The organism is Nocardia sp. NPDC047654 (assembly GCF_043205035.1).
Classification (GTDB): domain Bacteria; phylum Actinomycetota; class Actinomycetes; order Mycobacteriales; family Mycobacteriaceae; genus Nocardia.
Window position 1 is genome coordinate 951,093 of the sequence record NZ_JBIDDF010000002.1, and the last position, 13,955, is coordinate 965,047.

Genomic DNA, 13,955 nt, shown 5'->3' on the forward strand with positions numbered 1-13,955 from the left:
CGGTGATACCGGCCGGATCACACCGGCGGCGGCATGGTCAGCGCGGTTCGATGCCGGTGAGGATCAGATCGACGGCGTGACGGGCCAGGCCGGGCGGCAGCTCACCGCCGAGCTGCGTGACGTGCAGATGGACCAGGCCGCCCAGTGTCAGCATGGTCAGCCGGGGGTCCACCGTCGCCGCCACGTCCCCGCGGGCGATACCGCGCCGGACGATCTCTTCCGACGACGACAGCCGCCGCAGCCAGAATTCGCGCCGGATGGCCTCTACCTCGGGATCGGACTCGGCGATCACGGTGCCGCGGATCAAGGCCCGGCCCGACGGAGTCTCCGCGAAGCGAATGAGATCGGTCATGAACCGCTCCAGATCGCCGCGCAAGGAACCGGTGTCCGGTAGCGGGATCTGTTCGCCCACCCTGGACAGCAGCGCGTCCAGGAGCAAGCGGGGCAGCGATTTCCACCGACGGTAGATCGAGGTCTCGTGCACGCCCGCGTCCGCGGCGACATCGGCGATCCGCACGTCGCCGATACCGGCCGACTCGATGCGGGCCAGCGTCGCGTCGAGCACGGCCTTCTGTAACCGCGCACCGCGGATCTGTGCGGGGGAGTCGCCCATGCGGCGATTATCGCAAGTCCTCTTGCGTTCCTTCGATGCGGAGCCTTAGCGTGGTGCTATCGCAACTCAACTTGCGATAGCAGGAGGAAGCGGCATGGAGCAGGTGGTGGCGTCCTCGGGACGCTGGCGTGGCGAGGCTCGCGGTGCGGTCGCGGTGTTCCGCGGGATTCCCTACGCGCGGGCCGAGCGGTTCGGCGCGCCGGAGCCGGTCGAGGCCCACGAGGGGGTGTACGACGCGACGCGCCGGTACGCCATCGCACCGCAGTCGCCGGGACGGCTCGAGGGCGTGATGGGGCGGGCGGGTGCCCTCGAGCAGTCGGAGGACTGCCTCGCCCTCACCGTCACCACCCCCGTGGGCGCCGAACCGGGCAGCTGTCCGGTCCTGGTGTGGCTGCACGGCGGCGCCTATCTCGCGGGCAGCGGGCAATGGAACCTGTACGACGCGGACCGGCTGGTGCGGCAGACCGGCATCGTGGTGGTGTCGGTGAGCTACCGCCTCGGCGTGCTGGGCTACCTCCGCGCACCGGGCGTCTCGGCGGGAAATCTCGGTCTGCGCGACCAGATCGCGGCGCTGGGGTGGGTGCGGGAGCACATCGCCGAGTTCGGCGGCGATCCGGAACGCGTCACCGTATCGGGACAGTCGGCGGGCGCGCAGTCGGTGGTCGCGCTGCTGGGGATCGCGGAAGCGAGGCGGCTGTTCGCCCAGGCGCTCGTGCAGAGCGCACCGTTCGGCGTCGGCTTCCAGAGCCACCGGCGGGCCGAGCGGATCGGGGCGATGTTCCTCGCCGAACTCGACGCCGATCCGCGCACCGCTCCGGTACCCGACCTACTCGCCGCGCAGGGACGTACGGTCCGCCGGGTGGCCGGGCCCGCCGCGCTGAACCCCGCCCCGCCCTTCTTGCCCGTGGCCGATGCGGGCCCACTGCCCGGCCAGCACGCTTGGCGGCGAGCGGTACGAGACGCGGCCACCGATCTGCCGGTGGTGCTCGGGTGCACGGCCGAGGAGTCGCGAGCGTTCTACGGCGGCCCGCATCCGGTTTTCGGCAGGTTACGGCGACTGCCGGTGACGGGCGCGCGGCTCGACGCGGCGGTACAGCATCTCATCGGGCGAAAGGCGTTCGAGCACGGGTTGTTTCGTTTCGCCGACGAATTGGCCGATGCCGGGGCGCGGGTGTACTGCTACCGCGTGGAGCAGCTTCACCCCGCGAATCCGTACGGCGCCTGCCACTGCATCGATCTGCCGCTGCTGTTCGCCGACGGCGACACCTGGCACGACGCTGCGATGCTCGCGCCCCTGACCGCCGCGGAGATCGACGCGCTCGGCCACCGAACTCGGGAGTATTGGGGCGAATTCGTGCGCACCGGACGGATCGCCGACGCCGGCTGGGCGCCCCACCGTCCCGGCTCGCGTATCGTCCGTCAGCTGCCCTGAGCAGGCACGCGCGTAAGCGGCGAACTAGCGGAACCCGCCGGAACGCTGCGCGAGGCGGCCGCGGAGCAGAGGGCGCGACGCGGTGACCTAGGCCTGCGCCAGGCGCCGCTTCTGCTGCTCGACGTCGAACGTCGGCAAGGGCCAGTCCAGGTCCAGCCGTTCCAGGGCCGCGATCAGCAGTTCGGTGACCGCGAGCCGGGAGAACCACTTGCGGTCGGCGGGCACCACGTGCCAGGGCGCGTACTCGGTGGACGTGCGGTCCAGCATCGCCTGGTAGGCCTCCTGATAGGCGGGCCAGTACGCGCGCTCGTCGATGTCGGCCGGGTTGAACTTCCAGAACTTGTCCGCGCGTTCCAGCCGCTCGGCCAGCCGCCTCTTCTGTTCGTCCAGCGAGACGAACATGGCCACCTTCACCAGCGTGATGCCCTCGTCCACCAGTTCCCGCTCGAACGCGTTGATCTCGTCGTAGCGCGGCTCCCACACCGTCGGCGGCACCAGGTTGTGCACCCGCACCACGAGCACGTCCTCGTAGTGCGAGCGATCGAACACGCCGAGCTGACCCGCGCGCGGCAGCGCCTCGCGGATGCGCCACAGATAGTGATGGCGCTGCTCCTCTTGCGTCGGCACGCCGAACGCGGCGTGATCGACGCCCTGGGGGTCGACCGAACCGATGACGTGCCGGACGATGCCGCCCTTACCCGCGGTGTCCATGCCCTGCAAGACCAGCAGCACGCTGCGCCGGTCGCCGGAACGGCCGTTGGCGTACAGCTTCTCCTGGAGATCCGACAGCACCTGGCTGCGTTCGGCGAGCAGTGCGACGCCCGCCTTCTTGCCGCCGGTGAACCCCGGCGTCCCGGAGGTGTCCAGCTCGGCTACTCGCAAGCCGTCGGCTTTCATGGCCTCGGCAGGACACACCGTCCACTGTTCAGGCATAGCCCCACCCTAACCACGCGGTAGTTCGCGGCCCGGTCACACTTGCGCGAGCCGCAGCAGCTGGGTGGCGAACTCCTCGTCCGACACGGGAGTGAGGGCGAGATCGTGCGCGGTGGTGAGCAGGTAGCGACCGTCGCCGGTGAAGTCCAGCCAGGTGCGATGGCGGGTGGGCGGGGACATCGGGTTCTCGGGTTCCACCGTGACGGTGATGAAACCGCGCCCGTCCACCGGCTTGCGCAGTGTCTGACGGAATTTCGCCGCGCCGCGATGGCCATTGGTGACGAACGGCTCGGTGCGGTCCGGGCTGAGCACGGCGTCCTGCGGCTCGCGCATCGGGGCGAGCTTGCCCGGCCGCGCCGAACCGATGATCTGCACCAGGCGGTCGCCTATGGCACGGGCATGGCACATCTGTACGGTCACCCGGTCCGGGGTGGCGACCAGGATGCCCGCGTGGTTGTGCACGACCGCGGCGAACGCGAGAATCCGTTCGGTCTCGCTTTCGCTCCCATTGCGCGCGAGGGCGGAGCGTTCGCCGGAGACGGTGATGGTGGTCGCGTCGTTGCGCGCGCAGAGCACCAGCGCGGCCGCCAGGTCGGGCTCGGCCTGCCGGGCGAAGCGCTGCGGCAAACGCAAGGCGTGGTATTCCGATTCGGTCCGCGCCGTGGCCGAGGGGACCATGTTGACCGGGTAGGGCCTACGGTCCAGGCTCGTTTCGTTCGTCCAGACATGCGTGAATTCGTCCGGGGTCAGCACCCATTTCACCGTGCGCCGCCTCCGCGGACGGAATTCGGATCGCCGGATGCGTTGTCGGCCGCCGAACCTTCGTGCGGCCGGGGGAATCGGGGAACACAGTCGCCGGTGGCCGGCATCGTCGGGGTATAGACGTAGGTCATCGTGTCCCGGACATCCGCCTCGATGTCTGCCGCCGCACTATCGTGTTCCATCCTACGTTTTCCACCGTAAACCGCTTCGGCGGCCGGGTCCGCCAGCGGCCGATACCGCTGCGGCGGCGCGATCGCGCCCCGGACCGTTTGCGCGGCATCGCTATTCAACTCCATCAGCCGAGCGACCGCCCGGCACACGTCCTGGGCATCCCCGCCCGCGCGGACGAACTGCCTGGTCGCGCCCACGGCGGCGTCGGCTGCGCGGCCGGACCAGCGCGCGAATTCCCGGTTGGTGGCATCGGAGAAGGCTTGGAACGCGTCGGCCACCGCGGCCGCGTTGGCCTGCCATGCCTCGGCGATCCGGCCGAGCGCCGCCGGGTCGAGCGCTTCGTGCACCAGATCCCAGATCTGCTGATGGGTGTACGCGCCGAACAGTTCCCGATCCGGCGCGTAGGCGGGATCGGTCGCCCTGTCGGCGAATCCGGCCAGCTCCTGCCGGATGTCGTCGGCGGCGGCGCGTGCCGCGGAGTCTGCCATCCGTCGTCCCCCTCAGTCGGTCCCGGCGCGCGGGTGCGTGCTCAACTGGGCTCCAGGTATTCGGCGATCAGCCGCAGCGCGGCCTGATTCGCCGCCTCCGCGTCGGCCAGCCGGTTGGCCGCGGCGAGATACGCCGCCTTGAACAGCAGGGCCGTCTCCTGGAACGCCGCCAGGGTGTCCAGGTACTGCCGTCCTTTCGCGGCGAAACCGCGGGACAGGCCCTGTCCGGTGGGCAGGTCGGGAAAGCCGGTCACCTCGGTGACGAGGTGTTCCCCGGCCATCGCGCGACGTAGATCGTCGACCAGTTGGTCGCACGCGGCGGCCAGATTCTCCGCGACCGCCGTATCCAGCTCGAACTTCTCGCCCCCGCCCGCGCCGACGGCCGCCGCGTACAGCTCTCGCGCCGTCCCCTGTCCGGTATCGGGTACCGCCACGTGGAAGCCCCCTTCCGCTCGGTCCTGTTCGTACCGCGCTGTACTGGATCCGCACTTTACCGCTCGGTTCAGCGCGGCGGACCGCCTCGGTATGCGCCTTGTGCCGCGCCCCCGGAACTCGCATCCGCCGTTGTTACACTGACCAGCGGTCGGAGGGGCGGTATCCGCAGGGGAAGGCGACCGGTGGCCGAAAACGACGACGTAGTCCCGAAATACCTGCAGATCTCGGGTCATCTCCGTGCGCTGATCGAACGCGGCGAGCTGGCGCCCGGCGCCGAGGTGCCCTCGGAGCGGGAGCTCGCCGCGCGCTGGAAGGTGGCCCGGCCCACCGCCGCCAAGGCGCTGAATACGTTGCGCCAGCAGGGCATCGTCCGGTCCCGCCGCGGATCGGGCACCTATGTGGCCGAACAGCCTGTGCTGCTGCGGGAGAGTGCGCCCCGGTACGGACCGTCCTCGCCCGAGAGCCGGTCGGTGACCGTGCTGCGAGCCGGAGTGGTGGAAGGACCGCGGGAGGTCACCGATCCGCTCGCCCTGCCCGCTGCCGGCTCGGTGATCCTGCGAAAGACGTTGCATGAGGACGTATCCGGATCTGCTCGATTGGCCACCTGCTGGTATCCGGGCGGTTTCGCCGAAACCGCCGCCCTGCTGCTCGAACCCGAGGCCGTGCCCGGTGGAGTCGCGCGGTATTTGGAAGACGCGACCGGACGCGCCCTCACCGTCGTGCGCGAGAGTGTCGGCGCCCGGCTGGCCACCGACGACGAACGCCGCCACCTCACGCTTCGGCGCCCGGCGGCGGTGCTGGTCGTGCGCCGCCTCGGCCTGGACGCTCAGGGCGTCCCGCTCGAGTACCGCGAGACCGTCCACCCGCCCGGCCGGTGGATCATGCCGCGCGAGTATTTCACCAGCTCAACGGCCGATTCCCGCCGTTGACACCCCGCTGCCGCAACTGGCATAGTCCACTTGTCGGAAGTGTCGAAGGGTGGGAGGGGCGATGTCCGATCGGTTGACCGTCGGCGGCTGGGTGATCGTGGGGGAGCAATGCTCGGTCCGCCTGGCCCCGGTACCGCGCGACGACTACCTCGCGTTCGTCTTCGAAAGCGGCGGAACCGAATTCGAATTGGCCCTGGCTCCCGCGATCCTGCACCGCATGGTCGATCTCGGCTCCGGGCCGCCGGTGCCGTGACAGCTGGTGCCGGGATGTCACTTCGGCCGAGCGCATCTTCCGCTCCGGCAATCCCTCAGGCATGCCTGTGCGCGTCGCAGCAAACACCAGCCGTAGCAGGCGGAGGTATCTGCGAACCGGGTATGGCTGCCGAATAGCTGTCACTCACCAGCGCCTATGTCAATCTTCGCAATATAAAAGAACTTTGAGAATTTCGGCACTGAGATTCCTCGCCGGAGGCAGTTAGGCTCAGGCAACGCATTGCCGAGCCGCACAGGGTGGCCTCGGGGCAGGGCAGAGGATGTGACATGGCAGCGGCGGAATCGATCGGGGAAATGCGCTGTCAGAGGGGTTGGCATTGTCGTCGAGTCTGAACAGAGGATCGCACAGCGGGACCTCGCGGCCGGTTACGTGCCATGAGCGCTCGTTCGTTCCCGACGAGTACACCGATGTGGAGTTGCTGCGGGCCCACGTGCGGGGGCGGCGGCACGCGTTCGCGGCGTTGCTGCGCAGGCACAACGATCATCTGTGGCAGATCGCGTTGCGTACGTCCTATACGCGAGAGGATGCGGCCGATTCGCTGCAGGATGCGTTGCTATCGGCTCATCGCACGGCCGCCTCGTTCCGGGCCGAGGCAGAGGTGCGCAGCTGGTTGCATGCGATCGTGGTGAACGCCTGCCTGGACCGGATCCGGCGCAACACGGCCAGGCGGGTGTTGTCGCTGTCGGTGGAGACGATGCCCGAGCCGGCGAACGCCCGCGACGAGATCGCCGAGCTGGAGACGTCCTTGGTGATCGACCGCGCGTTGTTCTCGCTACCGCCGGATCAACGGACGGCGCTGGTCGCGGTCGATATGGAGGGATACAGCGTGGCCGAGGCGGCCGCACTGCTCGGTGTTCCCGAGGGTACGATCAAGAGCCGCTGCGCTCGCGCGCGGCGGCGGTTGAAAGAGGGCCGATACCTTGTTTCGCTCGGCGCCCGATCGCCGAACGCTGCCGGTACCGCGCCCGACGAGGGATGTGGGTCCGCCTTGGCGGCTGCGGGCTGATGGCGACGAGACCATCAGGAGTGAGCGCTGTGCACAGTGGCGAGTCGAACTTCGCCCGCTTGCTACGTACGTGGCGAAAAGACCATGGCTTGACACTGAAGACCGCGGCGAAGCGCAGCAATGTGTCGTCGCAGGCTCTGTGGTTGCTGGAAAGCCGCAATCACATACCGACTCTGCCCATCATCTCCGCTGTCCTGGACGGACTGCGCGTGCATCCGTGGCGCCGGCCCGCCTTCTTGGCCCAGATGCCGCAGCAGCAATTGCTCAACCAGCTGCGCTGGAACCTGCCGAAGACTGTGCCGCCGAGTGACCAGGTCGGCCTGGACCAGATCGGCGATCCGGCCTGTTACCACGATCCCGGGTTCGATCTATACGCGGCCAATTCCCTCTTCCTCGAGGTATTTCCCGGCCTCGAACCACCGCAGCCGGAGACGATCGGCCGTTCCAATCTGCTGACCTACGTGGTGACCGATCCCCGCGCCAAGATCGCGATCCGTAATTGGCGTCAGCGCGCAGCGGTCATGGTGGACGCGTTCTTGACTGTGGCGCCCGGACGGATACCCGAGGAGCGGTTCGACGAGATCGTCGCCGTGTGCGAGCAGGCGCCGGAGTTCGCGGAGCTGCGTGCGTTCAAGGCCACCGACAGCGACATCTTCGACCAGACGATCATCCTGCGCAATCCCCGACGCGGCAGATACGAGAACCGCTCGGTTGTCGCCTGGACGCCCAAGTACCCGCCACGCCCGTGGGACATCCTGATCTTGCAATCCGCGACGGACACCGATCAGGACGTCGAGCCGCTCGCCCCATGAGCGCCATGTCCTGGCGGCCGAAGCCGTGCGCTTTCGCCGAGGCGTTGGCCGCCCGCAAGCTCGGGAAAGGGCTGTCAGCCGGGCCGGTCGCTCGTTCGTGGACATGTGGCGGAAGCTACTGGTGGACAGCGATTTTCAGGAAGGCTGCCCCATGCTCGCGGTCTCGTTCGAGGACGACCAGCCGCAGCGGGCGGGCTGTCACCCGCGATTGATCACCGCGCCGGTCGCCGTCTTCTGCGCCGCCTGAGCGGGCTTCGTCGCGCTGACGTACTGGAGCAGGCGATGGACCCGCTGGTCGATCTCCACCAAGCCCTGTTCGGCGAAGAGGGCCGGGAAAGTCCGCGTGCCGAATACCCGTAGACCGCTCAAACCGCCGACCACGCGGCTCACCTCGCCGATGGGGTTGGCGGCCCGATGGCTGGTGGTGATCGCGATGCGGCCACCGGGGGCGAGGACGCGAATCATCTCGCGGGCGGCGACGAGCGGGTTGGGAATGAGGTAGAGCGCGCCGAAACAGCAGACGGCGTCGAAGGTGCCGTCCGCGAACGGGAGTGTGCGCGCGTCGCCGCGCAGATATCCGACGCGTGGTCCGGCGTTGTCGGCGACGGCGCGCGCCAGCATCGGCTCGGAGTAGTCCAAGCCGATCGCGTAGCCGTCGCCGGACAGCGCCTCGCTCAGATATCGGGTGAAATTGCCCGGCCCGCAGGCGATGTCGAGCACCTTCTGCGCGCCGCCGAGCCGCAGGGTGGCGGCCGCGTCACGCCGGTCCGCCGCTGTCGTCCGCCCGCTGGCGAGATAGAACAGCGTCGGCCGCCAGGCTCGCTCGTACACCGCCGCGAGCGCGGGGGCGTTCATCGTTTTTCGTGCGAGGTTCACCGGTGTGCGTCTCTCAGGCGCGGTCCACGGTGATGGTCATGCCCGCCGCGCGCAGCCGCTCGGTGAGCGCGTCGCCCATCGCGGCGGCGGGTGTGAGGATGCCCGCGAGCTCGGGTTGGTTGTCGGTGTCGAACGCCAGGCACAGGCCGCTCTGGCCGAGCAGCACCGCGGTGGCCTGGTAGCCGGGATCGCCGGTGCCGGAGAAGGTGGCCACGTACTTCGCGCCCGAGGTGGTGTGCGCGAACGTCTTCATGGTGAACCAGCCACTCTTGCGCGCCTTCTCGTCCGGCCCGGTGCCCGGCTTGGGCAGCACGCGGTCCAGCAGCTTGCGGCCCGCGGCGGCCCGCGACAGCAGCGCGCCCGCGGTCAGGCCCGCCACGATGCCGCCCGCCATGCCCGCCGCGACCAGCGGCGCCATCCGCGACCTTCCCGCGCTCATCACTTCGCGGTAGCGGAAGTTCTTGCCGTACACCCAGCCGAGCAGGCCGTTGGTGCGCCGCACGACCTTGGTGTTGTGGGCGGCCATGACGAACGTGCTCACCCACCCGTCCAGGCTCGGATCGACGGCACTCGCCCGGGACAGCGCCTGGTCGGACTGGCGGCCGACGTCGGGATCCATCGACTTGTCCGGGCTCAGCGAATACGGGTGCGAGAGAACCTTGCCCTTGGCCGGATCGGTGGCGACCGCCTCCATCATGGCCCGGCCGGAATCGATGGTGCCGCCGCTGACGCCGCCTTTGAGCGAAGCCACCAGCGTGGTGTCGACGAGCTCGCCGGCGTTGTCCTCGACCGTGCGGCGGTAGAGCTGGTAGACGCTCAGATCGGATGGAATCGAGTCGTAGCCGCACGAATTGACGATTTTCGCGCCCGTGGCGACGGCCTGTTCGTGATAGGCGTCGATGGCTTCGCGGATGAACAGCGGCTCACCGGTGAGGTCGGCGTAATGGGTGCCTGCCTTGGCGCACGCCGCCACCAGCGGCAACCCGTAGCGCAGGTAGGGGCCGACCGTCGTGACCACGACCTTGGTGCGCGCCGCCAACTCGTCCAGTGCGGCCTGGTCTTTCGAGTCGGCCACCACCAGGCCCCAGCTCGCGGCCTTCGGGCCGAGGTCGTCGCGCACGGCGGTCAGCTTGTCCAGCGACCGTCCCGCGAGCGCGATCCGCGCGGATTCCGGCGCGGCCCCGGTGAGGTACTCCGCGGTCAGCTTGCCGACGAAACCGGTGGCGCCGAAGAGGATCAGGTCGTATTCCCGAGTGTCTGCCATGGGTCTTCCGTTCTGCGGTCGTGTCGCCGTTCGGCGGCTACTTCGTGGTCTTCTTGCGCGGCCGTTGCGGCGCTGCCTGCGGGCGGCCGTCGAGCCAGGCGTGATGGGCGCGGCCGAGTTCGGTGGCCGGTGGTTCGTCGTAGAGCCATTCCCGGGCGATGCGATGCCAGTTCGCGGTGCAGCCGAGCTGGCCGAGCATGCCGAAGGTCAGGAAGTCGGCGCGGCGGGAGAAGAGATGTTCCGGCGGCAGGTTCTGCTGCTTCATGCCGGTGAACTCGCTGGCCCTCGGGTCCACCGCGAGCAGGAAGGCGCCGCTGGCCAGCTCCGGGGTGATGGTCAATTCCTCGTCGACCAGACACCATTCCGAGGCGGCGAGTACGTATTCCAGGCACTCCTCGGCGCCGATCTCCTCCGGTGAATCGATGACGCCGCGCCGGATCATCAACTCGCGCAGATCTTCCGCGCGGTCTTCGGCGGCGGCGCGCAGACAGACCAGCTCGAACTGCACGTGCTCGGGATCCATCCGGTTGAACAGCCCGAAATCCAGGAACCCGACCCGGCCGTCGGCGGCCAGCAGGACGTTGCCCGGATGCGGGTCGCCGCAGAACTCGTTGAAGGTGAACAGCGACCCCATGTAGAACCGGTAGATGATCTCGCCGATCCGGTCGCGCTCCGCCTGGGGCAGTTGCCGGATCTCGTCGAAACCCTTGCCCTGGACGTACTCGGTGACCAGGACCCGCGTGGTGGAGAACTCCGGCAGCGAGCGCGGCACGATGACGAACGGGTGCTCGGCGTAGAGCTCGGCGATCTGCAACTGGGTGGCCGCCTCGGCCCGGTAGTCGAGTTCGGCCTCCATGTTCAGCCGCAGCTCGTCCAGTACCGCGGGCGTCACCCACGGCATGGCGGACTGTAGTACGCGCCGGAACATGGCCAGATTCTTCAGGTCCGCGCGCACCGCGGCGTCGATGCCCGGGTACTGCACCTTCACCGCGACCTGACGGCCGTCGTGTAGTCGCGCCCGGTACACCTGGCCGATCGAGGCGGCGGCGACGGGCTCGGCGTCGAACTCGGCGAAGACGGCGTCCAGCGGCTTGCCGAAATCATCCTCGATCACTTGGCGCATGGCCGCGAAGGACACCGTCGGGGCCGCGTTGCGCAGCACGGCCAGGCGTTTCTGGAACCGCTCCCGGTGGTCCTCGGGAACCAGGTCCAGATCGAGCACCGACATCATCTGGCCGAGCTTCATCGCGACGCCCTTCATGGTGCCCAGCACCATGACCACCTGCTCGGTGGTGCGGATCATGGATTCCTCGGCCATCTTCGCCCGGACGGCCTCGGATCTGCCCCGCATGGTCAACCGCGTGCGCTGGGTGCGAAGCACCGAACTGGCTGCCACCGCACCCAGCTTGGTGCCACGAGCAAGCCGAGAGGTCGGTACTTGCTTCGCCATCGAGGTACCTCCGTTGGTGCCGCGGTCGGAGCGACGGACGCGCAGGCGGCAGCGTGCGGACCGTCGTGTCCCGCGCGGACCGCCGTCGAGTACGGCGCCGGCGGTGACGCAGCGCACTCGGCGCACCGCTCGGGTTCAGACTAGCCAAGGTTCCGGCAAAGTCGACAGTGCCGGTGAACTTCAGCAAGCGGTCCAGCTAGCACCTGGGCCGACGGCCCGAGTCAGTCCTGCGCGGGCGCCTCGGGGGTGGGCAGCACGTGCTGCTGCGCGTTGAAGGTCGCGGGCGAGCCGCCCGCGCGGGCCATGCCCTCGATGGCGCTCCAGGCCAGCATGGTGAGGTAGTCGATCACGTCCTCGCGGGACAGCGACTTGTTGGTGGTCCACCAGTGCGTCGCCAGCTGAATGCCGCCGACCAGCACGTACGACGCCAGCGCGGCGCCCTCGGTCGCCACGCCCCGCTCCCGGGCGCGCTCGGTGATGACGGCGCACACCACCTCGGCGAACAGCTTCTCGAACTCGGCGAGCGAGGACTGGTCGGCCGAGCCGTTGCCCATGATGAACCGGTAGACCTCCGGGTCCTCGTCCACCGTCCCGACGTATTCGGCGAGCGCCGAGCGCACCAGCTGGTATTCGTCGGCGTCCAGGCTGATCGCGCCGTACACCCGGGGCATCAGCGTGGTCTCGATGAACCGCTGCATGGTCGCGTGGACCAGGTCGTTCTTATCGGAGAAGTAGCGGTAGAGGACGGTCTTGGAGACGCCGATCTCCGCGGCGATCTCGTCCATGCCCGCGTTGCTGCCGCGGGCGCGCACCGCGGCGAGGGTTCCGTCGACGAGTTCCTCGCGGCGGTCGATCTTGTGTTGCCGCCACCGGCGCTTGCGGCCGTCCATCCGGCCGCCGCGCACCGCCGACGGTCGCTCGCCGATATCGACAAGGTCTTCGGTGGACAGCGTGGGCTCCCTCGTTCGTCTGGGCTCGGTGGCTACCAGCTTAGGTCCCCGCTACCCGTGATATGCGCTTTTGAGCCCGGATGCGGTAGGAACCACAACTTCGGGCGCGTCCGGCGAGTCCACATCACGCTCGCCCGCTCGCCCACTTCGCCGCGCACAGCAGAATGGGAGGCATGGAGAAAGCTCCCGGCAACACCGCGGTGGCGGACGCCCCCGCCGGGCCTGCCGCCGCGCCCTTCGGCTTAGCCGCCGTACTCGACGAGGCTGCCAAGCGTCGTGACCTCTGGCGGATGAAGGCGTTCGCCACCGGCCTGCTCGGCCTGGCCACCGCGATCTATCTGTTCTGCCGCTGGACCGAATCGCGGGGGGCGGGTGGCGACTGGGTCGGCTACCTGCGGGCCGCGTCGGAGGCGGGCATGGTCGGCGCGCTGGCGGACTGGTTCGCGGTGACCGCCCTGTTCCGTCATCCACTCGGCCTGCCGATTCCGCACACGGCGATCATCCGGCGCAAGAAAGACCAGCTCGGCGCCAGCCTCGGTAGCTTCGTCGGCACGAACTTCCTGGCGCCGGAGGTGGTGTCGGCGAAGGTGAACTCGGCACAGGTCTCCTGGCGGGTCGGGCGCTGGATGGCCGATCCCGGTCATGCCGCTCGCGTGGCGCAGGAGAGTTCGACGATCTTGCGGGCCGTCGTCGGCGTGCTGCGCGACGAGGACGTGGAGCAGGTCATCGACAACACCATCGTCAAGCGGATCGCCGAGCCGCTGTGGGGTCCGCCGATCGGGCGGGTGCTCGCGGAACTGCTCGCCGACAACCGGCAGCTGGCGCTGCTGGATCTGCTCGCCGAGCGCGCGCACCAATGGGCGCTGGGCTCGCAGGAGACGATCGATCGGATCGTGCTGCGGGACGCACCGCAATGGGCGCCGAAATTCGTCAACATCCTGCTTTCCGAACGGATCTACCGGGAACTGGTCGAGTTCACCTGGAAGATCCGCTCCGATCCGGAGCACGAAGTCCGCCTCGCCGCGAATCGGTTCCTGGAGGAATTCGCCGAGGACCTGCAGAACGACGACGCCATGATCAAGAAGGCGGAGCGCATCAAAACGCAGATCATGGGCAGGGAGGAAATCACCGGACTCGCCTCGGCCACCTGGCGCGCGGCGAAGCGGCTGATTCTGGAGTCCGCCGACGATCCGCGCAGCACGCTGCGGCGCAAGGTCGCCGAGAACGTGCAGCAGCTCGGCGAGCGATTGCGCGACGACGCGGACATGCGCGCCAAGGTGGACGGCTGGATCGACCGCGGCGCGCGCTACTTGGTGGAAAACTATGCCGGTGAGATCAGCACCCTGGTCACCGACACGGTTGCCAGGTGGGATGCCGAAGAGGCGAGCAAGAAGATCGAATTGCAGGTCGGCCGGGATCTGCAATTCATCCGCATCAACGGAACCGTCGTCGGTTCGCTTGCCGGACTGGCGATCTACACGATTTCCCATTTGATGTTCGGCGGTTGAGCCGCGGCACGCGGACCGTTTGCCCGAACACTGCTAGCAGACTGCTTGCAAT

General features: G+C 68.7%; 15 protein-coding genes. 6 read left to right on the forward strand and 9 right to left on the reverse strand.

What is annotated here, in order from left to right; translation table 11 throughout:
* Nucleotides 1–37: 37 nt before the first annotated feature.
* Nucleotides 38–613: a TetR-like C-terminal domain-containing protein gene (locus ACGF7Y_RS12830; RefSeq protein WP_393232815.1), complete on the reverse strand. Its 576-nt coding sequence runs from the start codon at nt 611–613 to the stop codon at nt 38–40.
* A gap of 94 nt (nt 614–707) precedes the next feature.
* Here ACGF7Y_RS12830 and ACGF7Y_RS12835 point away from each other — a divergent pair, with 94 nt between their 5' ends.
* Nucleotides 708–2,045 (forward strand): carboxylesterase family protein, encoded by a 1,338-nt coding sequence (locus ACGF7Y_RS12835; RefSeq protein WP_393232818.1) that lies wholly within the window; start codon nt 708–710, stop codon nt 2,043–2,045.
* A gap of 87 nt (nt 2,046–2,132) precedes the next feature.
* Here ACGF7Y_RS12835 and ACGF7Y_RS12840 read toward each other — a convergent pair whose 3' ends face one another.
* From ACGF7Y_RS12840 to ACGF7Y_RS12855, 4 genes are read right to left on the reverse strand one after another with little or no spacing between them, the layout of a single operon-like run.
* Nucleotides 2,133–2,978, reverse strand: coding sequence for a polyphosphate kinase 2 family protein (locus tag ACGF7Y_RS12840; protein ID WP_393232821.1), 846 nt, complete (start codon nt 2,976–2,978; stop codon nt 2,133–2,135).
* Between the two features lie 36 nt (nt 2,979–3,014).
* On the reverse strand, nt 3,015–3,740 hold the full coding sequence (locus ACGF7Y_RS12845) for an ESX secretion-associated protein EspG (protein WP_393232823.1): 726 nt from the start codon (nt 3,738–3,740) through the stop codon (nt 3,015–3,017).
* The gene (locus tag ACGF7Y_RS12850; protein ID WP_393232825.1) at nt 3,737–4,399 is read right to left on the reverse strand and encodes a hypothetical protein; all 663 of its coding nucleotides are present in this window, start codon (nt 4,397–4,399) and stop codon (nt 3,737–3,739) included. The genes ACGF7Y_RS12845 and ACGF7Y_RS12850 overlap by 4 nt, the downstream gene beginning before the upstream one ends.
* A 41-nt stretch (nt 4,400–4,440) precedes the next feature.
* Entirely contained in the window at nt 4,441–4,833 is a 393-nt protein-coding gene (locus tag ACGF7Y_RS12855) for a hypothetical protein (protein ID WP_393232828.1), read from the reverse strand.
* Between the two features lie 183 nt (nt 4,834–5,016).
* Here ACGF7Y_RS12855 and ACGF7Y_RS12860 point away from each other — a divergent pair, with 183 nt between their 5' ends.
* The 4 genes from ACGF7Y_RS12860 (at nt 5,017) to ACGF7Y_RS12875 (ending at nt 7,855) form a co-directional block, all read left to right on the forward strand.
* Nucleotides 5,017–5,763: a GntR family transcriptional regulator gene (locus tag ACGF7Y_RS12860; RefSeq protein ID WP_393232831.1), complete on the forward strand. Its 747-nt coding sequence runs from the start codon at nt 5,017–5,019 to the stop codon at nt 5,761–5,763.
* Between the two features lie 61 nt (nt 5,764–5,824).
* Nucleotides 5,825–6,016, forward strand: coding sequence for a hypothetical protein (locus tag ACGF7Y_RS12865; RefSeq protein ID WP_040870500.1), 192 nt, complete (start codon nt 5,825–5,827; stop codon nt 6,014–6,016).
* A gap of 430 nt (nt 6,017–6,446) precedes the next feature.
* Nucleotides 6,447–7,043 carry an RNA polymerase sigma factor SigM gene (gene sigM / locus ACGF7Y_RS12870; RefSeq protein ID WP_393232833.1) on the forward strand — a complete coding sequence of 199 codons (597 nt, stop codon included), beginning with the start codon at nt 6,447–6,449 and terminating at the stop codon, nt 7,041–7,043.
* Nucleotides 7,043–7,855: a helix-turn-helix domain-containing protein gene (locus ACGF7Y_RS12875; protein ID WP_393232835.1), complete on the forward strand. Its 813-nt coding sequence runs from the start codon at nt 7,043–7,045 to the stop codon at nt 7,853–7,855. Before sigM ends, ACGF7Y_RS12875 begins: the two co-directional genes overlap by 1 nt.
* A gap of 198 nt (nt 7,856–8,053) precedes the next feature.
* Here ACGF7Y_RS12875 and ACGF7Y_RS12880 read toward each other — a convergent pair whose 3' ends face one another.
* The 4 genes from ACGF7Y_RS12880 to ACGF7Y_RS12895 form a co-directional block, all read right to left on the reverse strand.
* Complete coding sequence (locus ACGF7Y_RS12880) at nt 8,054–8,710, reverse strand: class I SAM-dependent methyltransferase (protein ID WP_393232838.1); 657 nt, start codon at nt 8,708–8,710, stop codon at nt 8,054–8,056.
* A 34-nt stretch (nt 8,711–8,744) separates the two neighbouring features.
* Nucleotides 8,745–9,995: a saccharopine dehydrogenase family protein gene (locus ACGF7Y_RS12885; RefSeq protein ID WP_393232841.1), complete on the reverse strand. Its 1,251-nt coding sequence runs from the start codon at nt 9,993–9,995 to the stop codon at nt 8,745–8,747.
* Between the two features lie 37 nt (nt 9,996–10,032).
* The gene (locus tag ACGF7Y_RS12890) at nt 10,033–11,445 is read right to left on the reverse strand and encodes an ABC1 kinase family protein (protein ID WP_393232844.1); all 1,413 of its coding nucleotides are present in this window, start codon (nt 11,443–11,445) and stop codon (nt 10,033–10,035) included.
* Nucleotides 11,446–11,666: 221 nt separating this feature from the next.
* Entirely contained in the window at nt 11,667–12,350 is a 684-nt protein-coding gene (locus ACGF7Y_RS12895; RefSeq protein ID WP_393232847.1) for a TetR/AcrR family transcriptional regulator, read from the reverse strand.
* Between the two features lie 218 nt (nt 12,351–12,568).
* Between ACGF7Y_RS12895 and ACGF7Y_RS12900 the strand changes: the two genes are divergently transcribed.
* Nucleotides 12,569–13,903, forward strand: coding sequence for a DUF445 domain-containing protein (locus ACGF7Y_RS12900; RefSeq protein WP_393232849.1), 1,335 nt, complete (start codon nt 12,569–12,571; stop codon nt 13,901–13,903).
* Nucleotides 13,904–13,955 lie beyond the last annotated feature (52 nt).